Source organism: Pseudomonas mandelii (assembly GCF_006438925.1).
In the GTDB taxonomy this organism is placed as follows: Bacteria; Pseudomonadota; Gammaproteobacteria; order Pseudomonadales; family Pseudomonadaceae; genus Aquipseudomonas; species Aquipseudomonas mandelii_C.
The window spans coordinates 104,614-127,028 of the sequence record NZ_RCZA01000003.1 but is presented as its reverse complement, the minus strand read 5'-3'; the positions used below and the strand labels follow the sequence as shown (position 1 = coordinate 127,028).

General features: G+C 59.4%; 23 protein-coding genes and 1 riboswitch. Of the genes, 11 read left to right on the top strand and 12 right to left on the bottom strand.

Annotated features, from left to right (window positions below; translation table 11 throughout):
• Positions 1-11: 11 nt before the first annotated feature.
• The 3 genes from EAH74_RS07640 to EAH74_RS07630 are packed head-to-tail and all read right to left on the bottom strand — an operon-like array spanning position 12 to position 2,705.
• The gene (locus tag EAH74_RS07640) at positions 12-800 is read right to left on the bottom strand and encodes an ABC transporter ATP-binding protein (protein ID WP_140677420.1); all 789 of its coding nucleotides are present in this window, start codon (positions 798-800) and stop codon (positions 12-14) included.
• Complete coding sequence (locus tag EAH74_RS07635) at positions 797-1,612, bottom strand: ABC transporter permease (RefSeq protein ID WP_140677418.1); 816 nt, start codon at positions 1,610-1,612, stop codon at positions 797-799. Before EAH74_RS07635 ends, EAH74_RS07640 begins: the two co-directional genes overlap by 4 nt.
• 16 nt (positions 1,613-1,628) lie before the next feature.
• Entirely contained in the window at positions 1,629-2,705 is a 1,077-nt protein-coding gene (locus EAH74_RS07630) for a putative urea ABC transporter substrate-binding protein (protein ID WP_140677417.1), read from the bottom strand.
• Positions 2,706-2,767: 62 nt separating this feature from the next.
• A riboswitch (guanidine-I (ykkC/yxkD leader) is annotated at positions 2,768-2,868 on the bottom strand.
• Positions 2,869-3,145: 277 nt separating this feature from the next.
• On the opposite strand from EAH74_RS07630, the gene EAH74_RS07620 reads away from it, so the two are divergent.
• Together EAH74_RS07620 and EAH74_RS07615 are read left to right on the top strand one after the other, a co-directional pair.
• A complete protein-coding gene (locus EAH74_RS07620; RefSeq protein WP_140677947.1) occupies positions 3,146-3,388 on the top strand; it encodes a hypothetical protein in 243 nt (80 codons plus the stop codon).
• A 167-nt stretch (positions 3,389-3,555) separates the two neighbouring features.
• On the top strand, positions 3,556-3,984 hold the full coding sequence (locus EAH74_RS07615) for a hypothetical protein (RefSeq protein WP_140677415.1): 429 nt from the start codon (positions 3,556-3,558) through the stop codon (positions 3,982-3,984).
• A gap of 60 nt (positions 3,985-4,044) precedes the next feature.
• Here the strand turns inward: EAH74_RS07615 and EAH74_RS07610 are convergent, their stop codons facing one another.
• A complete protein-coding gene (locus tag EAH74_RS07610; protein ID WP_140677413.1) occupies positions 4,045-5,148 on the bottom strand; it encodes an enoyl-CoA hydratase/isomerase family protein in 1,104 nt (367 codons plus the stop codon).
• Positions 5,149-5,280: 132 nt separating this feature from the next.
• Between EAH74_RS07610 and ung the strand changes: the two genes are divergently transcribed.
• Positions 5,281-5,973 (top strand): uracil-DNA glycosylase, encoded by a 693-nt coding sequence (gene ung, locus EAH74_RS07605; protein WP_140677411.1) that lies wholly within the window; start codon positions 5,281-5,283, stop codon positions 5,971-5,973.
• A gap of 102 nt (positions 5,974-6,075) precedes the next feature.
• Here the strand turns inward: ung and EAH74_RS07600 are convergent, their stop codons facing one another.
• Genes EAH74_RS07600 through EAH74_RS07580 form a run of 5 tightly spaced genes read right to left on the bottom strand, consistent with a single transcriptional unit; the run spans position 6,076 to position 11,452 of the window.
• Positions 6,076-7,116 (bottom strand): AbrB family transcriptional regulator, encoded by a 1,041-nt coding sequence (locus tag EAH74_RS07600; RefSeq protein WP_140677409.1) that lies wholly within the window; start codon positions 7,114-7,116, stop codon positions 6,076-6,078.
• Positions 7,109-8,623 (bottom strand): tripartite tricarboxylate transporter permease, encoded by a 1,515-nt coding sequence (locus EAH74_RS07595; RefSeq protein WP_123366797.1) that lies wholly within the window; start codon positions 8,621-8,623, stop codon positions 7,109-7,111. Before EAH74_RS07595 ends, EAH74_RS07600 begins: the two co-directional genes overlap by 8 nt.
• A 1-nt stretch (position 8,624) precedes the next feature.
• On the bottom strand, positions 8,625-9,083 hold the full coding sequence (locus tag EAH74_RS07590) for a tripartite tricarboxylate transporter TctB family protein (RefSeq protein ID WP_140677407.1): 459 nt from the start codon (positions 9,081-9,083) through the stop codon (positions 8,625-8,627).
• Positions 9,084-9,142: 59 nt separating this feature from the next.
• The gene (locus EAH74_RS07585) at positions 9,143-10,120 is read right to left on the bottom strand and encodes a Bug family tripartite tricarboxylate transporter substrate binding protein (RefSeq protein WP_140677405.1); all 978 of its coding nucleotides are present in this window, start codon (positions 10,118-10,120) and stop codon (positions 9,143-9,145) included.
• A gap of 39 nt (positions 10,121-10,159) precedes the next feature.
• A complete protein-coding gene (locus tag EAH74_RS07580; protein WP_111450839.1) occupies positions 10,160-11,452 on the bottom strand; it encodes an OprD family porin in 1,293 nt (430 codons plus the stop codon).
• Positions 11,453-11,685: 233 nt separating this feature from the next.
• On the opposite strand from EAH74_RS07580, the gene EAH74_RS07575 reads away from it, so the two are divergent.
• Positions 11,686-12,357, top strand: a complete 672-nt coding sequence (locus tag EAH74_RS07575; protein ID WP_140677403.1) for a response regulator — start codon at positions 11,686-11,688, stop codon at positions 12,355-12,357.
• Positions 12,350-13,738 (top strand): sensor histidine kinase, encoded by a 1,389-nt coding sequence (locus tag EAH74_RS07570; RefSeq protein ID WP_140677401.1) that lies wholly within the window; start codon positions 12,350-12,352, stop codon positions 13,736-13,738. Before EAH74_RS07575 ends, EAH74_RS07570 begins: the two co-directional genes overlap by 8 nt.
• 114 nt (positions 13,739-13,852) lie before the next feature.
• Here the strand turns inward: EAH74_RS07570 and EAH74_RS07565 are convergent, their stop codons facing one another.
• The gene (locus tag EAH74_RS07565; RefSeq protein ID WP_140677400.1) at positions 13,853-14,674 is read right to left on the bottom strand and encodes an HDOD domain-containing protein; all 822 of its coding nucleotides are present in this window, start codon (positions 14,672-14,674) and stop codon (positions 13,853-13,855) included.
• Between the two features lie 34 nt (positions 14,675-14,708).
• The gene (locus EAH74_RS07560) at positions 14,709-15,650 is read right to left on the bottom strand and encodes a YgfZ/GcvT domain-containing protein (protein ID WP_140677398.1); all 942 of its coding nucleotides are present in this window, start codon (positions 15,648-15,650) and stop codon (positions 14,709-14,711) included.
• Positions 15,651-15,799: 149 nt separating this feature from the next.
• On the opposite strand from EAH74_RS07560, the gene EAH74_RS07555 reads away from it, so the two are divergent.
• Together EAH74_RS07555 and EAH74_RS07550 are read left to right on the top strand one after the other, a co-directional pair.
• Positions 15,800-16,054: a succinate dehydrogenase assembly factor 2 gene (locus tag EAH74_RS07555; RefSeq protein ID WP_007944081.1), complete on the top strand. Its 255-nt coding sequence runs from the start codon at positions 15,800-15,802 to the stop codon at positions 16,052-16,054.
• Positions 16,038-16,490 carry a protein YgfX gene (locus EAH74_RS07550; protein ID WP_140677397.1) on the top strand — a complete coding sequence of 151 codons (453 nt, stop codon included), beginning with the start codon at positions 16,038-16,040 and terminating at the stop codon, positions 16,488-16,490. The genes EAH74_RS07555 and EAH74_RS07550 overlap by 17 nt, the downstream gene beginning before the upstream one ends.
• Here the strand turns inward: EAH74_RS07550 and nadB are convergent.
• A complete protein-coding gene (nadB, locus tag EAH74_RS07545; RefSeq protein ID WP_140677396.1) occupies positions 16,459-18,075 on the bottom strand; it encodes an L-aspartate oxidase in 1,617 nt (538 codons plus the stop codon). The two genes, EAH74_RS07550 and nadB, sit on opposite strands and share 32 nt — an antisense overlap.
• Before the next feature lie 558 nt (positions 18,076-18,633).
• Between nadB and rpoE the strand changes: the two genes are divergently transcribed.
• The 4 genes from rpoE (at position 18,634) to EAH74_RS07520 (ending at position 22,407) form a co-directional block, all read left to right on the top strand.
• Positions 18,634-19,215 (top strand): RNA polymerase sigma factor RpoE, encoded by a 582-nt coding sequence (gene rpoE / locus EAH74_RS07540; RefSeq protein WP_007944079.1) that lies wholly within the window; start codon positions 18,634-18,636, stop codon positions 19,213-19,215.
• A gap of 30 nt (positions 19,216-19,245) precedes the next feature.
• On the top strand, positions 19,246-19,833 hold the full coding sequence (locus tag EAH74_RS07535) for a sigma-E factor negative regulatory protein (RefSeq protein WP_033054066.1): 588 nt from the start codon (positions 19,246-19,248) through the stop codon (positions 19,831-19,833).
• Between the two features lie 8 nt (positions 19,834-19,841).
• Complete coding sequence (locus EAH74_RS07530) at positions 19,842-20,798, top strand: MucB/RseB C-terminal domain-containing protein (protein WP_140677395.1); 957 nt, start codon at positions 19,842-19,844, stop codon at positions 20,796-20,798.
• A gap of 181 nt (positions 20,799-20,979) precedes the next feature.
• Positions 20,980-22,407 carry a DegQ family serine endoprotease gene (locus tag EAH74_RS07520; RefSeq protein WP_140677394.1) on the top strand — a complete coding sequence of 476 codons (1,428 nt, stop codon included), beginning with the start codon at positions 20,980-20,982 and terminating at the stop codon, positions 22,405-22,407.
• Positions 22,408-22,415 lie beyond the last annotated feature (8 nt).

The window sequence follows — 22,415 nt, the reverse complement described above, 5'->3', positions numbered from 1 at the left end:
GCAAAGTCCTCTTAAGCGGTACGAAGCGTGCCTGCCAGCTCTGCCGGCAAGGCATCGACGGCGGCGCGATGGGCGCGGCGGTCGCTGTTCAAAGGGATGTCGTAGGTTATGCGCGCGCCATAGGCGCCGGGGGCATGCGGGTCGACGCGGACCTTGTCGAACACCAGCAGGCGCGTGCCGAGGCTGAAGCCTTCGGACAGGTCGTGGGTGACCATGAACACCGTCAGTTGCGTCTCGCGCCATAGCTCCAGCAGCAGGCCGTGCATGTCTTTGCGGATGCCTGGATCGAGGGCGCCGAACGGTTCGTCGAGTAGCAATACCCGAGGCTTCATGATCAGCGCTTGGGCAATCGCCAGTCGTTGCTGCATGCCGCCGGAAAGCTGCGCCGGGTACTTGTCCAGCGAATGGCCCAGGCCGACTTTGTGCAGCAGCACTGATGCCTGTTCTCGTGCATCTTTTTTTGCGCTGCCGAACAAACGTCCGAGCAGAGGCGAGCGCGGCAGTTCGAGGCCCAGGGCGACGTTGTCCAGCACCGTTATATGCGGGAACACCGAGTAACGCTGGAACACCACGCCACGGCTGGCATCCGGTTCGCCAGCCAGGGTTTGGCCGTCGAGCAGAATCTCACCGCGACTGGCGCGTTCCTGGCCGAGCAACAACCGCAGGAAAGTCGATTTACCGCAACCGGAGGCGCCGACCAAGGTGCAGAACTCACCCTCGTTGACGTTCAGGTTCAAGCCTTCGAGTACCACCTGATCAGCGTATTGCTGCCAGACGTTTTTCACTGTGATGAAGCTCATGCCCGCGCTCCTTCATACCAAGGGAACGCGCGCTGGGTCAGGCGTTTCAAGCCCCAATCCATCAGCCAGGCGAGCAGGGTGATCCAGACCACATAGGGCAAAATCACGTCCATCGCCAAGTAGCGGCGCACCAGGAAAATCCGGTAGCCGAGGCCATCGGTCGAGGCAATGGCTTCAGCGGCGATCAGGAACAACCACGCCGAGCCAAGCATCAGTCGCAGCGAGATCAACAAGCGTGGCAGCAATTGCGGCAGTACCACGCGCAGCATCAGCGTCCAGGTCGAAGCGCCGAGGGTCTGGGCCTTGATCAGCAACTCGACGGGAATTTCCCGGGCGCGCTGCTCCAGATCACGGGCCAGGCACGGGGTGATGCCGATAACGATCAGCATCACTTTCGACAACTCCCCCAAGCCGAACACAATGAACAGAATCGGCAGAATCGCCAGCGGCGGCACCATCGACAGCACCGTCAGCATCGGCGACAACGGTGCGCCAAACAGCGGCAGCGTACCGGCGGCGATGCCCAGGCACAGCCCGGCCAGCGCGCTGATGCCGAGGCCGATGGCCAGGCGTCGCAGGCTGGACGCGGTGTCTTGCCACAACACGTATTCACCGGTGCGGGTGTCGGCGGTGAACGCCAGGCGTTTCACCGCGTCGGTCATCTGCACGGCGCTCGGCAGCAGCTTGTCATTGGGGTTGTCCGTCAGCCGCTCGGCCGAGCCCATGAAGTAGGCGAACAGCACCAGGGCGAACGGCAGGATCACCAACAGCAGGCGACTCGGGCGATCCGGGTGGCGATTGATCAGGCGCATGGCCAGGTCCTCCTGATTACAGCTTGGCGTCGGCAGCCATCTGCACGTAGGTGGGGTCGAAGCGCAGCTTGAGGTTGGTCTTGTCGCCGCTGGTGACGCCGTTGGCGAAGGCCATGCCGACTGCACTGGTGTCCTTGGCGCCCTCACCGAGCAAGCCGTGCTGGAACGAGAACTCGGCCACTTTGCGCATGGTTTCCGGCAGTTGCTTGCTGGTGGAGAACGCCAGGGCTTCTTTGGGCGTGGCGAACAATTTGGTGGTGTCCAGTTGCGACTGAAAACCGGCCAGATCGGTGCCCGAGGCTTTGGCCATGTGTTCGAGGGCGGTTTTGCTGGCGGCGTTTTTTGCGTTCATCAACTCGACCACTTCGAACCAGGCGCCGGTCAGCGCTTTGCCCAGGGCCGGGTTGTCTTTGAGGGTGGCGCTGTTGACCACCATCATGTCCATGATTTCGCCGGGGACCTGGCTGGAGTTGAACACTTCGGTCACCCCGGGCTTGGCTTTGATGTCCGAAAGCATCGGGTTCCAGGTGGTGACGGCGTTGACCTGATCGGTGTTGAAGGCAGCCGAGATGTCGGCGTCCGAGGTGTTGACCACTCTCAGGTCTTTCTCGGTGAGATCGACCGAATCCAGCGCCCGGGCCAGCAGGTAGTGGGAAACCGAGAGTTCCACCAGATTGACGTCCATGCCTTTGAGGTCGGTGACTTTCTTGCCGTCGCCCTTGAGCACAATGCCGTCGTTGCCGTTGGAGAAGTCGCTGACGATCAGCGCGGTGCTGTCGACGCCACCGGCCGCCGGGATGGTCAGTGCATCCATGTTGGTCATGGTGCAGCCGTCGAACTGGCCGGCGGTGTATTGGTTGATGGATTCGACGTAGTCATTGAGCTGCACCACATCGATCTTGATGCCGTACTTCTTCGCCCATTTATCGACGATGCCTTGGCTGCCAGCGTATTCCCAGGGCATCCAGCCGGCATAGATGGTCCAGCAAACACTGAAGTGGTCTTTCTGGGCGGCTTGGGACGAGACGCTCACGAAAGCTGCGAAAGCTGCGAAAGCAGCGGCGAGCAGGGCGGGTAAACGAAGCTTGAGCATGGGTGATTCTCCAGTTGATCAAGGGCGGGCAGGAGTCAACGCGGCACCGCGAACGGTGGCTTGTCTCCCGGGCTTTTGTCCCGCCGTGTAACCTCAACTGGAGGTCGCCAACTCTCGGACCAGCCACTCGCCTTAGCGAGCCGGAACCCTAGTCAGCCATTGCAAATTGTGGTGCCGCGAACCTGTGATGACTCCTGCACGTCTTTGCTAAAGCGAGAGCCGTGCCAAGTCGGCTTGAACGCTCTAGCGTGGGCGATTACGCAACTGGCGCGTTGGAGACAGGTGGCGGCGTTGCCTTGTGATGGTGCATGGATGCACCGCAATGGATCGGGCCGGCCGCTGATCTGAAGGTCCAGGCGGCTCGGCACTCGGCGCAGCATTGCCAGTCAAAAATGGTGTCAGCCGGCCTGTTCCGGCTGTGGGTCTTTCAGGAGGCCGCCATGTTTCGTCGATTGTTGTTCGGTGTTGTTCTCGGTCTGGGGGTGTCCGGCTGCTACTACTACGCCGGTGGCTATGATGTGTATTCCGAGCCTTATTACTACCCCGGCTATTCGCCCTATTCCTACTATTACGGACCGCGTTATTACTATGGTCCGCGCTTTTATGGCGGCTATCGCTACTACTATTGGGGCGGGCATTCGCCACGTTATTACGGCGGTGGATATCGTGGTGGCCACCATTAATCAGCGGGTGAATGGATGAAAAACCTTTCATCGGTGACTTGTTTCAATGTGTTTCAGGAACGCACCAGATTTGGAAAACGATGTCTGATCTTTCGACAGTCACCGAATAATTGACTGTCGCCTGCCAGCGTCGCTGGTGTGGCTCACTCGCGGTCCAGGAGGCCGCCATGTATCTGCGAATTCTTCTGATTGCTGTATTGGGATTGTCTCTTGGTGCATGTGTGCCTTATTCCGATGGAGGAGCCAGCTACTACAGTTCCGAGGTCTATACCTCGCCAGCCTATTATGACGGCGGGCCTTACTACTCAGGTGGTGGCGGTTATTACACGCAACCACGCCGGTACTACGCACCGCCAGCGCGGTATTACCAGCCAACGCCGCGGTATTACCATCAGCCGCGGGTTTATCAACCGGCACCACGCTATTACCAGTCGCAACGAGGCGACTATCGGGCCCATCAGAATCACGGTTGGGACGGCCGTAACCGCGACGGCAGGAACGACGACTACCGCGGACATGGGGGGCGGGACAATCGTGGCGGACGAGGCGACCACAACGGTCGCGGTGATCACGATGGCCGAGGCGGCCACCGTTAAACGCTCATAAAAAAAGCGGCGCATGAAGCGCCGCTTTTTTATGCCCGGATTTCAGTATTCCTACAGATCGGCCAGAGGATGCCGGCCTTCCCAGGCCTTGTGGAAATGCGCTTCTATCACTGCATCCGGCAGGTTATTGATGTCTGGCCAGTGCCAATGGGGTTTTTGATCCTTGTCGATCAACCGTGCGCGCACGCCTTCGCTGAACTCAGGATGACGGCAGCAGTTGAGGCTCATGGTGTATTCCATCTGAAAGACTTGCGCCAGCGACATGTGTCGGGCGCGGGCGATCTGTTCCCACACCAGATGAGCGGTCAGTGGCGAGCCTTCGCTCATGGTTTTCGCGGCACGGCTGAGCAGCAGATCCGTGTTGTCGCGCAGCTGGCTGATGGCCTTCCAGGCGCAGCGCACGTCACTGACATCCAGCAGCTCATCGATCTGCTGGCGTCGCGGTAGCCACTGAGCTTCAGGCATTTGCGCGATCGCTTCCTGCTGCAAGGCCTTGAGCAGGCTGTTCAGCTGCATCGGCGTCTGTTCCTGCCAGTTCAACTGCAGCAGGCCTTCCATCAGCTCTTCCTGCTGTTCGTCGAGCAGGAAACGGTCGGCCAGGTCCAGATCGATCGCATCGCGACCGTTCATATGGGCGCCGGTCAGGCCGAGAAACAATCCCAGCTTGCCGGGCAGGCGCGACAAAAACCAACTGGCCCCGACATCCGGGTACAAACCGATACTGATCTCCGGCATCGCCAGGCGGCTGCTCGGCGTAACAATCCGGATGCCCGCTCCTTGCAGCAGCCCCATGCCGCCGCCGAGCACATAGCCATGCCCCCAGCAGATCAGCGGTTTAGGGTAAGTGTGCAGATTGAAGTCCAGGCGATATTCCGCCGCAAAGAAATGCGCGGCCAGCGGCGGCACTTCGCCGGGATGGGCGCGACAGGCTTCCACCAGGCTGCGTACTTCGCCACCGGCGCAAAAGGCCTTGGTGCCGTTGCCGCGCAGCACGACGCAGACGATTTGCGGTTCTTTGGCCCAGACGTCCAGTTGATCGCGCAAGGCGTTGATCATCGGCAAGGACAGGGCGTTGAGGGACTTTTCGGCATCCAGGCTGGCGACTCCGATGCGTGCGCCGTCGGTGCCCGTGAGTTCTTCGAAGTGCAGATTCATCGTGACCTCGATCGGGAATTTGAGCGTTCAGTATGATCGCTATGTAGGAAAGTGCCGGATCTGCGTCAGATCAATTGACAAGCGTGATGGGCTTTCCTAGGGTTCGCCCCATTGTTTTTGCCGGATGTAACCATGACTGCTGACGACCGTATCAAACTCGAACCGAGCTGGAAGGAGGCACTGCGTGCCGAATTCGACCAGCCCTACATGGCAGAGTTGCGCAACTTCCTGCAAGAGGAGCGCGCGGCCGGCAAGGAAATCTACCCTCCAGGACCGATGATTTTCAACGCGCTCAATTCGACACCGCTGGATAAAGTCAAAGTCGTCATCCTCGGCCAGGACCCGTACCACGGTCCGGGACAGGCCCACGGCTTGTGCTTTTCGGTGCAACCGGGCGTACCGGCACCGCCGTCGCTGGTGAACATCTATAAAGAGTTGAAACGTGATCTGAACATCGACATCCCGACCCACGGTTGCCTGCAAAGCTGGGCCGACCAGGGCGTGCTGATGATCAACACCACCATGACCGTGGAACGCGCCAACGCCAACGCCCATGCGGGCAAAGGCTGGCAACACTTTACCGATCGGATTATCGAAGTGGTCAGTGAACACCAGCCACATCTGGTGTTCCTGCTGTGGGGCGCGCATGCCCAGAGCAAGCAGAAACTGATCGATGCCACCAAGCATCTGGTGCTGACCTCGGTGCATCCGTCACCGTTGTCCGCTTATCGGGGCTTCCTCGGGTGCGGGCACTTTAGTCGAACCAATAAATATCTTGAGCAGAATGGCGAGACGCCGATCGAGTGGCGGTTGCCGCCAGTTTGATGCGTTGACCGAGTTGGCCCCTTCGCGAGCAGGCTCGCTCCCACAAGGATCACGCGAACCCTGTGGGAGCGAGCCTGCTCGCGAAGGGGGCGACTCGGTCTTTCAGACAGAATCCGGCTGCCGATTCCAATACTTGAACAACGGCTCCGCCAGAAACAACACAAACAACAGCCGCATCACCTGCATCGCCGTCACCAGCGGCACCGACAACTGCAATGTCTCTGCCGTCAGGCTCATCTCCGCAATCCCGCCGGGCATCATGCCTAACGTCAGCGAACGCAAATCCAAATGCGTCAGCGCACTCAACCCCAATGCTGCCAGCGTGGCGATCAACATGGTCAGCACCGTGCCGATCAAGGTCCGTCCCATAAAAGAAGGCGCACGCCGGAAAAACTGCCGATTGAAGTGACACCCCAACCCGCTGCCTATCAACCATTGGCCGATCTGGCTGCCGCCGTTGGGCAAGCCGATGTGCAGGTCCCAGCCGATACTCACCGCTGCACTCACCAGCAACGGCCCGAACAGCCAAGGGTTGGGTTGACGAAGACGTTCCCACAGCCATGCGGCCAAGGCGCCGGCCGGGAATAGAAAGACCAGCCACCACCAATTTACGGCGGACGGATGAAAAACCGGCGTGCCGCTGCCCAGCAAATACTTGAACGCCGCCGGCACACACAGCACCACCACCAACACCCGCAGACTTTGCCCCGCCGCAACGCGACTGAGCACCGCGCCATTGCGGGCGCCGAGGTTGACCATCTCCCCGGAGCCGCCTGGCATGCTGGAAAAAAACGCGGTCGCGCGATCTTCACCGGTACGCCGCATCAACCAGACCCCGACCACGGCCGACAGGCTGGTGACCAACGCACCGAAGAAGATCAGACCGAAGTGGCTCAGGACCTGCTCCATCACCACCGGGGTGAAGTGCAGGCCGATACCGATGCCGACAATCCACTGGCCGCACTTGCGGCCGCCAGGGATTTCCGCCAATTGCCAGGGTGTCAGGCAACGCACCAGGATGATCGCCAACAACGAGCCGACCATCCACGGCAGCGGCCAGCCGATCTGGCTGGCGAGGTAACCGCCCAGCAGACCGACCAGCGGGGTTCCCCACCAGGCTTTGAAGGGTGTTCGATCAGACATCGGCGATAGCGCGCCGGGCGACCGAACGTTTGCGCCAGATCCGCAGGATCGGCATTAGCAACATGATTGCGGTCAGCACCCAGACACCGAAGGTGATCGGGCTGGACCAGAGGATTTCCAGCGCACCGTTGGAAATCGACAGGGCGCGACGCAGGTTCTGCTCCATCAGGCCACCAAGGATGAAGCCCAACAGAACCGGCGACAACGGGAAGTCCAGCTTGCGCAGGATGTAACCGAAGATGCCGATGCCGATCATCAGGAACAAGTCGAAGGTGGTGGCATGCACCGCGTAGACGCCGATTCCGGTGATGATCGCAATCACTGGCACCAGCGCCCAGTTCGGCACGGCCAGGATGCGGGTGAAGATGCGGATCATCGGGATGTTGAGGATCACCAGCATGATGTTGGCGACGAACAACGAAGCGATCAGGCCCCAGACAATGTCCGGTTGCTGTTGGAACAGCAGCGGACCCGGGGTGATGTTGTACAGCGACAGCGCGCCGATCATCACCGCCGTGGTACCGGAACCCGGAACGCCGAGCGTCAGCATCGGCACCAGGGCACCGCAGGCGGCGCCGCCGATGGCGGTTTCCGGCGCCGCGAGGCCACGCATGTCGCCTTGTCCGAACGTGCCATTGGCGCCGGCAATACGTTTTTCGGTCATGTAGGCCACGGCACTGGCCAGTGTTGCGCCGGCACCCGGCAGAACGCCCATGATGAAACCGAGCAGACCGCAACGGATGTTCACCACGAACACCGACGACGCTTCCTTGAAGTTGAACATCATCCGGCCGGTAGCTTTCACCGCTTCCTGGCCGCGATGGGTTTTTTCCAGCAGCAGAAGGATTTCACTGATGGAGAACAAGCCCAGTACCAGCACAACGAACTGAATACCGTCGGTCAAGTGGATGTTGTCCCCGGTGAAACGGTACACGCCGCTGTTGGCATCGATCCCGACGGTCGACAAAAACAAACCGATCAGCGCGGCGATAAAGGTCTTCAGTGGTCGATCACCGGCCATGCCGCCGAGGCAGACAATCGCGAACACCATCAGCACGAAATACTCCGCCGGTCCAAAGGCAATCGCCCATTTCGCCAGCAGCGGGGCAAACAGCACCATGCCGCAAGTGGCGATGAACGCACCGATGAACGAACTCCACGCCGACAGCGACAACGCTACACCGGCCAGACCCTTGCGGGCCATCGGGTAACCGTCGAGGGTGGTCATGACAGTGGAGGCTTCGCCCGGAATGTTCAGCAGGATCGAGCTGATCCGGCCGCCGTATTCACAACCCAGGTACACCGCCGCCAGCAGGATCAGCGCCGACTCCGGTGGCAGACCGAGGGCGAACGCAATCGGAATCAGCAGCGCCACGCCGTTGATCGGCCCCAGGCCTGGCAACAGCCCGACGACGGTGCCGATCAGGGTGCCGCACAGCGCGGTCACCAGGTTGTACGGGCTCAGCGCGACGCCGAAGCCCTGGCCCAAATAGCCAAGAGTATCCATATCAGTTCTCCAGAACGTCGAGCACGCCCAACGGCAGTGGCACGTCCATCACCTTGTCGAACAGCAGATAAAGACCGATAGCCATCAGGCTGATGATCACCGTGCTGGGTAGCCAGCGGCCGCCATACAGGCGTGCCATAGGGATCCCGATCAGAATGCTGGCGACGATGAAACCAAGGGGTTCGAAGGCCCCGGCGAACACCAGCAACAGCAGTACGCAGATGCCGATTTTGGTTAGGGTTTCACGGTCCAGTTTCGGGTCGTCATCGCTGTGGATGATCGGTGTCGGGCGAAACACCATGTACAGCAGACCAAGGCCCATCAGGCCGAGCATCAATAGCGGGAAGGCTCGCGGCCCCACCGGTTCGTAGGAAAAAGACGCTTGATACGGCCACGCCATCAGCGCCAGGCCAACACAGACCAGCAACAGCGCCGAAGCGAAAATGCGTTGTAAGAGCATGGGAAACTCCTGTGCCGCGGCCCCGCAGAACGGGGGCCGCAGCCGCTAGACAGAGGCGATCACTGAATCAGGCCGAACTCTTTGGCCAGCACTTTGTAGTCCGCAACCTGCTTCTTCACGTAGGTGTCCAGCTCCGGGCCGGTCATGGCGAACGGGAAGAGCTCACGTTGATCGCGAAGCTTGGCGAATTCCTCGGAAGCCAGCAGCTTGTCGAAAGCGTCTTTCCACCAGGCGTAGTCTTCGTCGCTGACCTTTGGCCCGAGGTAGAAGCCGCGAACCACTGGCCAGACGATGTCGTAGCCTTGTTCTTTAGCGGTCGGAATGTCTTTCATTTCCGGCTCGTCCAGACGCTTCTCGGAGAACACGGCCAGCAGGCGCATGTCACCACTCAGGATGTGCGGCATGGAGTCGGAGATGTCGGTGCTGCCGACCTGGATGTGGCCGCCGAGCAGGGCGGTGGCGATTTCACCGCCGCCTTCGAGGGCGACGTAACGCAGGTCGCGCGGGTTGATCCCGGCAGCCTTGGCGATCAGGGCGGTTTGCATCCAGTCCTGGCTGCCGACGGTGCCGCCAGAGCCGATCACCACTTTGCTCGGATCTTTCTTCAACGCCTGAACCAGATCGTCCAGGGTCTTGTAAGGCGAATCGCTTTTCACCGCGATGGCACCGTAGCTTGTTCCAACGGCGGCCAGCCAGCGCACGGCGTTTTCATCGAAACGACCGAACTTGCCTTGGGCCAGGTTCAACAGCGAACCGCTGGACCAAGCTACCAACGTGCCAGCGTCGGCTGGACGCTGAGCGACCACCGCGTTGTACGCCACCGCGCCGACACCGCCGGGCATGTAGGTCACGCGCATCGGTTTGGTCAGCAGTTTCTGGTTCACCAGCGCGCTTTGCGCCAGTTTGCAGGTCAGGTCGAAACCGCCGCCGGGCGAGGCCGGGGCGATGCATTCCGGGCGTTTGGGTTCGGCGAGCAATTGGCCGGCGAACAGCAGGGCGCTGGCAGTGAGAGCAACTTTACGCAGTGATAAGTTCATTCAAGTCTCCTTGGGAGTTGTTGTTATAGGTGTATTGAATTACCAAAGGGCAACGCTATAGCTCACCAGCAGACGCACTTCATCGGCATCGCGAGCGGAGTAGTTGGAACGGTAGGTGGCATTACGCAGGCGCACGGCAACATCCTTGAGCGCGCCGCTTTGTACGACGTATTTGATTTCGGTGTTGCGTTCCCACTCTTTGCCTTCGTCACCGTTCTTGAGCTTGATGTTGTCACCGCTCAGGTAACGGCTCATGAAACTCAGGCCGGGGATGCCGAGTTTGGCGAAGTCATAGTCGTAGCGCGCCTGCCAGGAATGTTCTTCGGCGCCGGCAAAGTCGTTGATCTGAACGAAGTTGACCAGATACGGGTCACTGCCATCGACATAAGGAAACGCACTGTCGCCGGACATGTGCTGATAACCGGCGCTGAATTTATGCCCGCTCAAGGCGTAGCTCACCAGGCCGTTGAGGGATTTGTTGTCGATCTTGCCGCCACGGGCCGCACCCTGGTCATCACTGATGGCCAGGCGCAAATCGGTGCCGAAAGTGCCGGGGCCGAACGGTTGCGAAGCGACAACACCGAGGAAGTGCTGGTTGTAGACTTCATCAAGTTGCGCGAAGTGGTAGCTGCCGGTGATTTTGTCGGTGAACTTGTAGTCCAGGCCGCCAAAGTCGAAATGCTTGCCGGCTGCGGTGCCAGCGAAGCGGCTGTTCTTGTTGTTGAGGGCGATGTCCTCGAAGTCGGTGCTGTCGCGGTCCTTGGCTTTCTCCAGACGCCCGCCGGTGAAGGTCAGGTTCTTGATCTCTTTGGAGGTCAGCATTCCACCTTCAAAAGTCTGTGGCAGGATGCGCCCGTCGTTGGGCTTGAGGATCGGCAGTTCCGGAATCAGGCTGCCGATTTTAAGTTCCGTGGCGGAGATCTTCACTTTGCCGGTCAGGCCCAGCTTGGAGTACTCATCGGCGGCGCGGCCGTCGTCATGGGTTGGCAGCAGGCCGGTGCCGGTGCGGTCGGGACTCGAATCGAGTTTGACCCCCAACATGCCCAGCGCATCGACACCGAACCCCACGGTGCCGTCGGTGTAACCCGATTGCAGATTGAGCATGAAGCCCTGGGCCCATTCGTCCCGCTTGGATTGCTGGGCGCTGGTACCGTCGCGAAAGTCGCGGTTGAAATACATGTTGCGGGTTTCGAGGGTTGCCGTACTGTCTTCGAAGAAGGCAGCCTGGCTCAACGGCGAAAAGCCGGCGAGGGCGGCGGCACTGGCAAGGGCGGTGTGGCTGAGGCGGGAAAAGCGAGCAGGCGGGCAAGCCTGAAGCTGCATGGACAGCATCTTGAAGTACTCCGTTTATTGTTCTTATTGGCGAAAACGCTTCGAGGCGTTTTTCGTACGCTATGTGCGGTAGCGACGGCAGTCGAAACTGTCCGTGGCTGGACTCTAACCGGCCAACCTTTCGCTAACCTTTCAGAAGACTTTCACGGTTTTCGGGCTTCACAGCGGCGGTTGCGGCTGTAAACTCCGCGCCAAAGAATGGCATCGACCATCCCTGAATGAGGTAAAGATCCATGCGTGTTCTGCTCGTCGAAGACCATCTGCAGCTCGCCGAAAGTGTCGCCCAGGCGCTCAAGAGCACCGGGCTGACCGTGGATGTGCTGCACGACGGTGTGGCAGCCGACCTGGCGTTGAGCAGCGAGGAATACGCCATGGCGATCCTTGACGTCGGTCTGCCGCGCATGGATGGCTTCGAAGTGCTGGCGCGCCTGCGGGCGCGGGGCAAGAACCTGCCGGTGTTGATGTTGACCGCCCGCAGCGACGTCAAGGATCGGGTCCACGGCCTGAACCTTGGCGCTGACGATTACCTGGCCAAACCCTTCGAACTGACCGAACTCGAAGCCCGGGTCAAAGCCTTGCTGCGCCGCAGTGTGCTCGGTGGTGAGCGCCAGCAGCGCTGTGGCGTGCTGTCCTATGACCTGGACACTCGGCGCTTCACCCTCGGCGAAGAATTGCTGGCCCTGACCTCCCGCGAACAGGCTGTTCTTGAAGCGCTGATCGCCCGTCCTGGCCGGGTGATGAGCAAGGAACAACTGGCCTCGCAAGTCTTCGGTCTGGACGAAGAGGCCAGCCCCGACGCCATCGAGATCTATGTTCATCGCCTGCGCAAAAAGCTCGATGGCCAACCGGTGGTTATCGTGACGTTCCGCGGTCTCGGCTACTTGCTGGAAAGCCGCGATGCATAAGCCCAGCAGCCTGCGCTGGCGGTTGCTGTGGAATCTGGCGTTGTTGCTGGTGGTGTTGATGTTGGCCAGTGGTTTGAGCGCTTACTGGAACGGTCGCGAAGCGGCCGATACCGCCTATGACCGGACCTTGCTGGCCTCGGCGCGGACCATCGCTGCGGGCGTCTCCCAGCGTGACGGCTCGCTGAGTGCCGACGTGCCGTACGTGGCCCTCGACACCTTCGCCTACGACAGCGCGGGGCGGATTTTTTATCTGGTCAACGACATCAATCAGAAGCTGATCTCTGGCTACGAAAACCTTCCGCCACCGCCGCCGGGAACGCCGCGAACTGATGACTATCCGGCACTGGCGCGTTTCTATAACGCCAAGTACCAGGGGCAGAACGTGCGTGTGGTGAGCCTGCTCAAACCCGTGAGCGAGCCGAACATGAACGGCATGGCGGAAATCCGCGTGGCGGAAACCGATGAGGCGCGGGTCAGCATGGCCCGCAGCCTGGCGGCGGACACGTTGCTGCGTCTGGGCATGCTGGCGGTGGGGGCGTTGTTGTTAGTGTGGTTTGCGGTCAGCGCCGCGTTGCGTCCGCTGGAACGCTTGCGCACCGCGGTGGAAGAACGTCAGTCGGACGATCTGCGGCCATTACCGTTGGTGGAAGTGCAGCACGAATTATGGCCACTGGTGCGCGCGCTCAATCACTTTACCGAGCGCCTGCGCGGGCAGTTCGAGCGTCAGGCGCAGTTCATCGCCGATGCCGCCCATGAGCTGCGTACTCCCCTGGCGGCGCTCAAGGCACGACTGGAACTGGGTTTGCGTTCGACCGAACCTGAAACCTGGCGCAGTACATTGGAAACCGCCGCCCAAGGCACGGACCGTTTGACCCACCTTGCCAATCAATTGCTCTCGCTGGCACGGGTCGAAAATGGCGCCCGGGCCATCGCCGAGGGCGGCGCGCAGTTGCTTGACCTCAGTCAGCTGGCGCGCGAACTCGGCATGGCCATGGCACCGCTGGCCCACGCACGCGGTGTGGCGCTGGCGCTGGAAGCGGACGAGCCCGTATGGTTGCGCGGCGAGCCAACGCTATTGAACGAACTGTTGAGCAATCTGGTGGATAACGCGCTGGCGCACACGCCGTCGGGTGGCAACGTGATTCTTCGGGTCACGGCACCGGCCGTGCTGGAGGTCGAGGACGACGGCCCAGGCATTCCTCTTGAAGAGCGCGATCGGGTGTTCGAGCGCTTTTACCGGCGCAACCAGCAGGTGGCTGGTTCGGGGTTGGGGCTGGCGATTGTCGGTGAGATCTGCCGCGCCCACCTGGCTCAAATCAGCCTGCACGATGGCGAACAGGCGGGGTTGAAGGTGCGGGTGAGTTTTATTGCGGGAGAGTGATGGTGTTTGTTATGGCCCCATCGCGAGCAAGCTCGCTCCCACAGGGAATCTTCGCTGCTACATAGATCCAGTGTGGGGGCGAGCTTGCTCGCGATTGGGGCGCTGCGGTCCCAATCAGTAAAACATCGACCGCGACTCTTCCAGATCGCGGCACATCGACTCGTTCTCCGGATCAATTCCCAGCTTTTTGAACGCCGGCACGCTGAATGCGTCGATGCGGGCGAGGGGGTGGTCGGTGTCCTTGTGGCAATACAGGTTGGCCACTTGCACCAGATCGACATAATCGACCCGCTCGGACTGTCGCTTGAAGTCCAGATAAAGTCCCGGCAGCTGTACCAGCATTTCCGGAAATTCCCAGACTCTGAGCAGTTTGTCGCCGAGCAGTGGATGAATGTGATCGATCACATGGTTGAGGCTGACCGGATCCGCCAGCAGTTCATAGTGATCTTCTGCGTAGGTCAGGATCGGCAACACACCGATCTGATGCACCAGTCCGCCAAGGGCGGCTTGATCGGGCTTGAGCTGCGTGTACCTGCGGCACAATGCATAGCTGATCCCGGCGATTTCCAGGCTTTTGCGCCAGACATCGCGCATTTTGTGTTCCACCACTTCGGAGCGGGCATGGAAAATCTGTTCCATGACCAGACCGATGGCCAGGTTGCTGCTGTAATTGATGCCCAATCGAGTGATTGCCGTGTGCAGGTCAGTGACTTCCTGGGTCGCGCGCAACAGCGGGCTATTGACCACTTTGATCAGACGCGCCGACAGCGCGGTATCGCGGCCGATCACTTTGCTCAGGGCGCTGACACTGATTTCCGGGTCTTCAGCGGCCTTGCGAATCTGCAGGGCCACTTCCGGTAACGTTGGCAGAACCAGGTCATCGTTATCGATGGCCTCAACCAAATCCTGTTGGACCTTTTCCGCCAGCTCGCTCATTTCGTTTCTCTAGGTATTGCGACAAATGCTGCTGTTAACGCTGGATTTCGCGATCGCGATCCAGTTCGTAAGGCAGGTCGAGCAGGTGCAGGGCTGGCCCTTCGAGCGCGCCCAGATGGATATCACCCCCTTCAGCTGCTTCGGCTTGCAGCACGGCCAGAAGTTCAATGTTTTGCCCGGTGTTGGCGGCCAGCACCACTTCGCCGATAGAGCTGCCGTGGGTAGGGGAAAACAATTGTGTGCCAGGTTCAGGCAGCTCGTTGGCATCCAGTTTCAGGCGATACAAGCGGCGCTTGAGTTTGCCCAGGTATTGCATGCGCGCGACGATTTCCTGGCCGGTGTAGCAACCTTTCTTGAAGCTCACGCCACCCACGGCTTGCAGATTGAGCATCTGCGGGATGAACAACTCGCGAGTGCTTGGCATGACCTGACCGATCCCAGCGCGGATCTGGCCCAACAGCCATTGATTCAGGTCGCCTTCGGCCAATACGGCGGACAGCTTGCCCTTGATAAGGTCGGCCTGGTCGGCGGCGACCCAGAGTTCGGCGCGCTCCGGCGAGACGCGAATGGCGATCATGCCGTCATTGCGCACGACGCTGTCGGTGTCGGCCGGAAGATCAAGACCGAGGCTGATCAGAGCCGCATCGCCATGGTCGATGCCGAAGCGGACCCAGGCAGCGCTTTCATCGGTCAGTTTGGACTTGGAAAACACTGCGTACTTTTTCAGATCCGCCAGTTGTGGTTCCAGCAGTTCGGTGGCCATGGCCATCAGAACGCCGTCGCCTTCCAGCAGGATGCGGAAACTCGACTGCATCCGGCCCTTCTGCGTGCAGCGGGCGCCGAGGCTGGCCTGGGTGTCACTCAGGTAATTGAGGTTGCAGGTCAATTGGCCTTGCAGGAATTTGCCGGCATCCGCGCCGCGTACTGCGAGAACGCCTTCGTGAGACAGGGTGCAGAAAAAAGCAGAATCGGCCATGGGTCATCGCAGGGTAAAGAGTCTGGGGGACATCATAAGGGGGCGCTCTTGAAATGGGTAGTTCACAAAGGATCGTTGGTGGCCGACCAAAGCCGAGTGTTCGACTCCGCCTGGGGCTGTATACTTGCCGCCTATTTGAGGAGCGCTCCATGGTCGAAGATGTTGAACTGAATCGCCTCTACTGGCACAGCCGCCGCGGCATGCTTGAGCTTGACGTGTTGCTGGTACCGTTCGTGAAAGAGGTCTATCCGCACCTCAATGATGTCGACCGCGATTGCTACCGCAAGCTGCTCGAATGCGAAGATCAGGACATGTTCGGCTGGTTCATGGAGCGCGCCGAATCGGAAGATCCGGAGCTTCAGCGCATGGTTCGCATGATTCTGGATCGTGTCCAGCCCAAGTAATGCGTTCGAATGCCGCTGGCATGCCTCACGGCAATTGCTGGCGGCGTATCTTCTGGCCCAGTTGTTCGCGCTGGGTTCGCTCTTCCTTCTATCTATTCCGGTCTGGGCCTGTCTGCTCGGCGTTGTTTGCTGTCTGGCTCACGGCGCTTGGGCGTTACCGCGACAGATTCTGCTGACACACCCAAGGGCATTTCGCGGCTTGCGTCGCAATGCCGATGGCTGGCAATTGTGGAATCAGGAGGAGGGTTGGCAATCGGTGCAGTTACGACCGGACAGTCTGGCGCTACCGTTGCTCGTTGTGCTGCGTTTTCGACTGCGGGGCGAACGACGAGTCAGGGCAGTTTGTGTGCCTCGTGACTCGCAGGCGGCGGATCTGCACCGACGCCTGCGGGTTCGGCTCACGTTCAGTCGACGTAGGTGGGCGGCACCAGAATAGTGTCCAGGGCAACCGGCAGCATGTTCGGATAGTCGAGGGTGTAATGCAGGCCGCGACTTTCCTTGCGTTCCATGGCTGACTGGATCATCAGCTCGGCCACTTGGGCCAGGTTACGCAGTTCGATCAAGTCCCGACTGACCTTGTAGTTGCTGTAGAACTCATCGATTTCGTCCAGCAACAACCGCACACGGTGCTGTGCCCGTTGCAAGCGCTTGTTGGTGCGCACAATGCCGACGTAGTCCCACATGAATCGCCGCAGTTCGTCCCAGTTGTGCGCAATAATCACGTCCTCATCGGAGTCGGTGACCTGGCTCGCATCCCAGACGGGCAGGGCGATCGGAACCGAAACCTGCGGCAGTTGATCAAGAATGTCCGCCGCCGCGGAACGCGCGTAAACGAAACACTCGAGTAACGAGTTGCTGGCCATGCGGTTGGCGCCATGCAGCCCGGTGAAACTGGTTTCACCAATGGCATATAGACCCGGCACGTCGGTGCGACCCTGCTGATCGACCATCACGCCGCCGCACGTGTAGTGCGCCGCCGGAACCACTGGAATCGGTTGCTTGGTGATGTCGATGGAGAATTCGAGGCAGCGTTCGTACACCGTCGGGAAGTGAGTCTTGATGAACGCTTCCGGCTTGTGGCTGATGTCCAGATAGACACAATCGACGCCCAGGCGCTTCATTTCATGGTCGATGGCCCGGGCGACGATGTCGCGCGGGGCCAGTTCGGCGCGAGGGTCGAAGCGTTGCATGAAGCGTTCGCCGTTGGGCAGCTTCAGGTGTGCGCCTTCGCCGCGCAGGGCTTCGGTGATCAGGAAACTCTTGGCTTGCGGGTGATACAGGCAAGTGGGGTGGAACTGGTTGAACTCCAGATTCGCCACCCGGCAGCCCGAACGCCAGGCCATGGCAATGCCATCACCGCAGGCGCCGTCGGGGTTGCTGGTATAGAGATAGACCTTTGCTGCGCCGCCCGATGCGAGGATCACAAAGCGAGCGCCGTAGGTGTCGACTTCACCGGTCCCGCGATTGAGGACGTAAGCGCCGAGGCAGCGATCACCTTCAAGGCCCAGGCGCTTTTCGGTGATCAGGTCGACCGCGACCCGCTGCTCCAGCAGTTCGATGTTCGGTCGTTGCCTGGCCTTGTCGAGCAAGGTTCTGAAAATCGCTGCGCCCGTGGCATCGGCAGCATGGATGATGCGCCGATGGCTGTGACCGCCTTCGCGGGTCAGGTGGAACTCGAATCCGCCATCTTCGGTGCCGGACTGTTCATCGCGGGTGAAGGGCACACCTTGGTCGATCAGCCATTGAATCGCCTCTTTACTGTGCTCGACGGTAAAGCGCACGGCGTCTTCGTGGCACAGGCCGCCGCCAGCATTGAGGGTGTCATCGACATGTGATTCAACGGTGTCGGTATCATCCAGGACGGCAGCGACGCCACCTTGGGCCCAGAAAGTCGAGCCATTGGCGAGGTCGCCTTTGCTCAGCACGGCGATGCGCAAATGACCGGGCAAGGTCAGGGCAAGGCTCAAGCCGGCAGCACCGCTGCCAATTACCAGAACATCGTGTTGAAACTGTTGGCTCATTTCAGGATTCCGCTCAAAGCGACCCGGGTCGGGGTTGGCGCAAGACGCCTGGATCGGCGAGTCAAGACAGCCACACAGCCCACTAGTATATAGAGGGGGGGAGCGGCACAATAGCGAGCACACATGGCATTGTGAAACTACTGTGACGGAAAATACCTGACGCTTCGTCGGATGGTTTTTCGGCCGGTTCGGCGACAAGGCGACTGTATCAACGATTTAACAGTCTTTTTCTATTCACGGTTGCACAATGTCGCTCTTGCGCAGCTATAAATATTTGGAACTTTTGCCAAAGGCCCAAGATCAATAGACCGTTGCCTGATTCAAGGGACAGTGTCGGCTTCAACGCGGGATCTGTGAATTGATCCTTGCCGGCGAATCCGATGACAAGATTATTCGCGCAGCCGGGTTGACCCGCGCTGCGCTTTTCGTGCGTGCCAAATCAGAGCCCGCAGGAAACTTGCTTGGAGGGGGAGAACTTTTGCGAAAAGCCCGAGTCTATGTTTGCAAGTCTGGTCGTTTAGTTATGCAAGCCTCCTCCGAGCTTATCGAGGAGTGTTCATGCTAACCCAGGAAGAGGATCAGCAGCTGGTCGAACGCGTTCAGCGCGGCGACAAGCGAGCTTTCGATCTGCTAGTGCTGAAATACCAGCACAAAATTCTCGGGTTGATCGTGCGTTTCGTGCACGACACCCATGAAGCCCAGGATGTGGCGCAGGAAGCCTTTATCAAGGCGTACCGTGCACTTGGAAATTTTCGCGGGGACAGCGCGTTTTATACGTGGCTTTACCGCATCGCCATCAACACGGCGAAAAATTATCTGGTTTCACGCGGCCGTCGGCCGCCGGATAGCGATGTCAGTTCCGAGGATGCAGAGTTCTACGATGGCGATCATGGCCTCAAGGATCTCGAGTCGCCAGAGCGTGCATTGCTGCGGGATGAGATCGAAGGCACTGTCCATCGAACCATTCAGCAACTGCCAGAAGATTTGCGTACGGCCTTAACTTTACGTGAATTCGATGGTCTGAGTTACGAGGACATTGCGGCCGTCATGCAATGTCCGGTGGGTACCGTGCGCTCCCGGATTTTCCGCGCTCGGGAAGCCATCGATAAAGCCCTGCAGCCGTTGTTGCAGGAAAACTGAGACAGCGGCGACAGCCAAGAGAGGAACGCCATGAGTCGTGAAGCCCTGCAGGAATCGCTGTCCGCAGTGATGGATAACGAAGCGGACGAATTGGAATTGCGTCGGGTATTGAATGCCTTTGACGATGTTGAAACCCGTGATACCTGGGCTCGTTATCAAATCGCTCGGGCAGTTATGCACAAGGATCTGCTGCTTCCACGTCTGGATATCGCTGCGGCAGTCTCTGCTGCGCTGGCTGACGAAGCTGTACCTGCAAAAGCCTCCCGTGGTCCATGGCGCAGCCTGGGTCGTCTGGCGGTCGCTGCTTCGGTAACCCTCGCCGTACTGGCAGGTGTTCGTCTGTATAACCAGGACGAGATCGCTGGGGTCGAACTGGCTCAACAATCCAGTCAACCAGGTCTGGCCGTTCCTCAGGTCAAGGGTCCAGCTGTATTAGCAGGCTACAATGAGAGTTCGGAAGCCACTGGCCCTATGGCCAACGGCGTTTTGCAAGGCCAGCCAGGCTGGCACGATCAGCGTCTGCCAGGCTACTTGCGCCAACATGCTCAACAGGCTGCACTGAAAGGTACTGAGAGCGCTCTGCCTTACGCTCGTGCAGCAAGTCTGGAAAACCGTTAAGGAGGATCATGCGCGCCATCCCTCTACTTACGCTTCTGCTCGGTGGCTGGTTTGTTGTTCCAGCCCATGCTGATGAAGCCCAGGACTGGTTGACCCGTCTGGGCCAAGCCGAGCAACAGCAAAGCTTTCACGGTACATTCGTCTACGAGCGTAACGGTAGTTTTTCTACCCACAACATCTGGCACCGCGTCCAGGATGGCAAGGTCCGCGAGCGTTTACTCCAGCTCGACGGCTCGGCACAGGAAGTCGTGCGCATTGATGGGCGTACTCAATGCGTCAGCGGCATTCTGATAGCAGGGCTTGGAGATTCCCCCAGCTCCGCTGCTCGTGCACTCGATCCACAAAAGCTAAAGAATTGGTACGACCTTGCCGTCATTGGCAAGTCGCGTGTGGCCGGGCGTGCGGCAGTAATCGTTTCGCTGACACCTCGCGATCAACACCGCTACGGTTTTGAATTGCATCTGGATAAAGAAACCGGCCTGCCTCTCAAATCATTGCTTCTAAATGAACGAGGGCAGTTGCTGGAGCGATTCCAGTTCACGCAACTGGATACCGCCGATGTTCCGTCCGACAGCGACTTGCACCCTGGCGCCGATTGCAAAACCGTTGCCCTCGACAGTGACAAGGCTTCTGCGATCAAGGCAGCGCAAGTATGGCGTTCGGACTGGTTACCACCTGGTTTCGAGCTGATCAGCAGTACCTCCCGCAAGGATCCAGAGACCAAAACCCAAGTCAACAGTCTGATGTATGACGATGGTCTGGCCCGTTTCTCGGTTTTCCTTGAGCCGTTGAATGGCGCAACAATTACTGACACTCGCACCCAGTTGGGGCCGACCGTTGCAGTTTCCCGACGCTTGACTACCCCGCAAGGCGAGATGATGGTGACCGTGGTCGGTGAGATTCCGATTGGCACCGCTGAACGCATTGCGCTATCCATGCGCAGCGACGCCACTGCAACCAAGTAGTGAGCTGAAATCGAAATGTTTGGTGAGCATTTCAACTTGCAAATACCCCCGATTTTTTCTATAGGTCAGAGCCTCTCGGCTCTGGCCTTGTTTGTTGTTCCCGGAACAAAAATACCGGCGTATCGTTCCCGGTGTTCCTTGCTCCATATCGCTTAACCATGCTCGTCGTAACGGGAGCCGTATGTCGATACCACGCTTGAAATCTTATCTTTCTATTTTTGCCACCGTGCTGGTGCTTGGTCAGGCGGTCGCTGTTCAAGCGGCTGAGTTGCCTGACTTCACACAGTTGGTCGAGCAGGCCTCGCCCGCGGTGGTAAACATCAGTACCACGCAGAAACTGCCGGATCGCAAAGTGAGCGAGCAGATGCCCGACCTTGAAGGCTTGCCGCCCATGTTGCGCGAGTTCTTCGAGCGCGGTATGCCGCCACAACCGCGTACACCGCGCGGTGATCGTCAACGCGAAGCCCAGTCCCTGGGGTCAGGTTTCATCATCTCGTCTGATGGCTACATCCTGACCAACAACCATGTGATTGCCGATGCAGACGAAATCCTCGTCCGTCTCGCTGACCGCAGCGAATTGAAAGCCAAACTGGTTGGCACCGATCCGCGTTCCGACGTGGCTCTGCTGAAAATCGAAGGCAAGGATCTGCCGGTCCTCAAGCTCGGCAAATCCCAGGACCTGAAGGCCGGTCAGTGGGTCGTGGCGATTGGCTCGCCATTCGGTTTCGACCATACCGTGACCCAAGGTATCGTCAGCGCCATTGGTCGCAGCCTGCCGAACGAAAACTATGTGCCGTTCATCCAGACCGACGTGCCGATCAATCCGGGTAATTCTGGCGGTCCGCTGTTCAACCTGGCCGGTGAAGTGGTCGGCATCAACTCGCAGATCTACACCCGTTCCGGCGGCTTCATGGGCGTGTCGTTCGCGATCCCGATCGACGTTGCCATGGACGTTTCCAATCAGCTCAAAAGCGGCGGCAAAGTCAGCCGTGGCTGGTTGGGTGTGGTGATTCAGGAAGTGAACAAGGACCTTGCCGAGTCGTTCGGTCTGGAGAAGCCAGCCGGCGCGCTGGTGGCTCAGATCCAGGATGACGGCCCGGCTGCCAAGGGTGGCCTGCAAGTAGGGGACGTGATCCTGAGCATGAACGGCCAACCGATCGTCATGTCCGCCGATCTGCCACACCTGGTGGGCGCGCTAAAGGCCGGCTCGAAAGCTGATCTGGAAGTGATTCGTGAAGGTAAGCGCAAGAATGTCGAGTTGACTGTCGGCGCTATCCCGGAAGAAGGCAAAGAGCTGGATGATCTGCCAAAATCTACCACCGAGCGCAGCAGCAATCGGCTGGGTGTTTCCGTGGTCGAGCTGACGGATGAACAGAAGAAAACCTACGACCTCAAAGGCGGCGTCGTGATCAAGGAAGTCCAGGACGGTCCCGCTTCTCTGATTGGCTTGCAGCCAGGCGATGTGATCACTCACCTGAATAATCAGGCAATCGGTTCCACCAAGGAATTCACGGATATCGCCAAGGCGCTGCCGAAGAACCGCTCGGTGTCGATGCGGGTTCTGCGTCAAGGACGCGCCAGCTTCATCACCTTCAAACTGGCTGAATAATCAGGTTG

What these genes read in the sequence shown, in the direction of transcription:
- EAH74_RS07640 (WP_140677420.1), bottom strand. Translation starts at nt 800, where the DNA reads ATGAGCTTCATCACAGTGAAAAACGTCTGGCAGCAATACGCTGATCAG.
- EAH74_RS07635 (WP_140677418.1), bottom strand. Translation starts at nt 1,612, where the DNA reads ATGCGCCTGATCAATCGCCACCCGGATCGCCCGAGTCGCCTGCTGTTG.
- EAH74_RS07630 (WP_140677417.1), bottom strand. Translation starts at nt 2,705, where the DNA reads ATGCTCAAGCTTCGTTTACCCGCCCTGCTCGCCGCTGCTTTCGCAGCT.
- EAH74_RS07620 (WP_140677947.1), top strand. Translation starts at nt 3,146, where the DNA reads ATGTTTCGTCGATTGTTGTTCGGTGTTGTTCTCGGTCTGGGGGTGTCC.
- EAH74_RS07615 (WP_140677415.1), top strand. Translation starts at nt 3,556, where the DNA reads ATGTATCTGCGAATTCTTCTGATTGCTGTATTGGGATTGTCTCTTGGT.
- EAH74_RS07610 (WP_140677413.1), bottom strand. Translation starts at nt 5,148, where the DNA reads ATGAATCTGCACTTCGAAGAACTCACGGGCACCGACGGCGCACGCATC.
- ung (WP_140677411.1), top strand. Translation starts at nt 5,281, where the DNA reads ATGACTGCTGACGACCGTATCAAACTCGAACCGAGCTGGAAGGAGGCA.
- EAH74_RS07600 (WP_140677409.1), bottom strand. Translation starts at nt 7,116, where the DNA reads ATGTCTGATCGAACACCCTTCAAAGCCTGGTGGGGAACCCCGCTGGTC.
- EAH74_RS07595 (WP_123366797.1), bottom strand. Translation starts at nt 8,623, where the DNA reads ATGGATACTCTTGGCTATTTGGGCCAGGGCTTCGGCGTCGCGCTGAGC.
- EAH74_RS07590 (WP_140677407.1), bottom strand. Translation starts at nt 9,083, where the DNA reads ATGCTCTTACAACGCATTTTCGCTTCGGCGCTGTTGCTGGTCTGTGTT.
- EAH74_RS07585 (WP_140677405.1), bottom strand. Translation starts at nt 10,120, where the DNA reads ATGAACTTATCACTGCGTAAAGTTGCTCTCACTGCCAGCGCCCTGCTG.
- EAH74_RS07580 (WP_111450839.1), bottom strand. Translation starts at nt 11,452, where the DNA reads ATGCTGTCCATGCAGCTTCAGGCTTGCCCGCCTGCTCGCTTTTCCCGC.
- EAH74_RS07575 (WP_140677403.1), top strand. Translation starts at nt 11,686, where the DNA reads ATGCGTGTTCTGCTCGTCGAAGACCATCTGCAGCTCGCCGAAAGTGTC.
- EAH74_RS07570 (WP_140677401.1), top strand. Translation starts at nt 12,350, where the DNA reads ATGCATAAGCCCAGCAGCCTGCGCTGGCGGTTGCTGTGGAATCTGGCG.
- EAH74_RS07565 (WP_140677400.1), bottom strand. Translation starts at nt 14,674, where the DNA reads ATGAGCGAGCTGGCGGAAAAGGTCCAACAGGATTTGGTTGAGGCCATC.
- EAH74_RS07560 (WP_140677398.1), bottom strand. Translation starts at nt 15,650, where the DNA reads ATGGCCGATTCTGCTTTTTTCTGCACCCTGTCTCACGAAGGCGTTCTC.
- EAH74_RS07555 (WP_007944081.1), top strand. Translation starts at nt 15,800, where the DNA reads ATGGTCGAAGATGTTGAACTGAATCGCCTCTACTGGCACAGCCGCCGC.
- nadB (WP_140677396.1), bottom strand. Translation starts at nt 18,075, where the DNA reads ATGAGCCAACAGTTTCAACACGATGTTCTGGTAATTGGCAGCGGTGCT.
- rpoE (WP_007944079.1), top strand. Translation starts at nt 18,634, where the DNA reads ATGCTAACCCAGGAAGAGGATCAGCAGCTGGTCGAACGCGTTCAGCGC.
- EAH74_RS07535 (WP_033054066.1), top strand. Translation starts at nt 19,246, where the DNA reads ATGAGTCGTGAAGCCCTGCAGGAATCGCTGTCCGCAGTGATGGATAAC.
- EAH74_RS07530 (WP_140677395.1), top strand. Translation starts at nt 19,842, where the DNA reads ATGCGCGCCATCCCTCTACTTACGCTTCTGCTCGGTGGCTGGTTTGTT.
- EAH74_RS07520 (WP_140677394.1), top strand. Translation starts at nt 20,980, where the DNA reads ATGTCGATACCACGCTTGAAATCTTATCTTTCTATTTTTGCCACCGTG.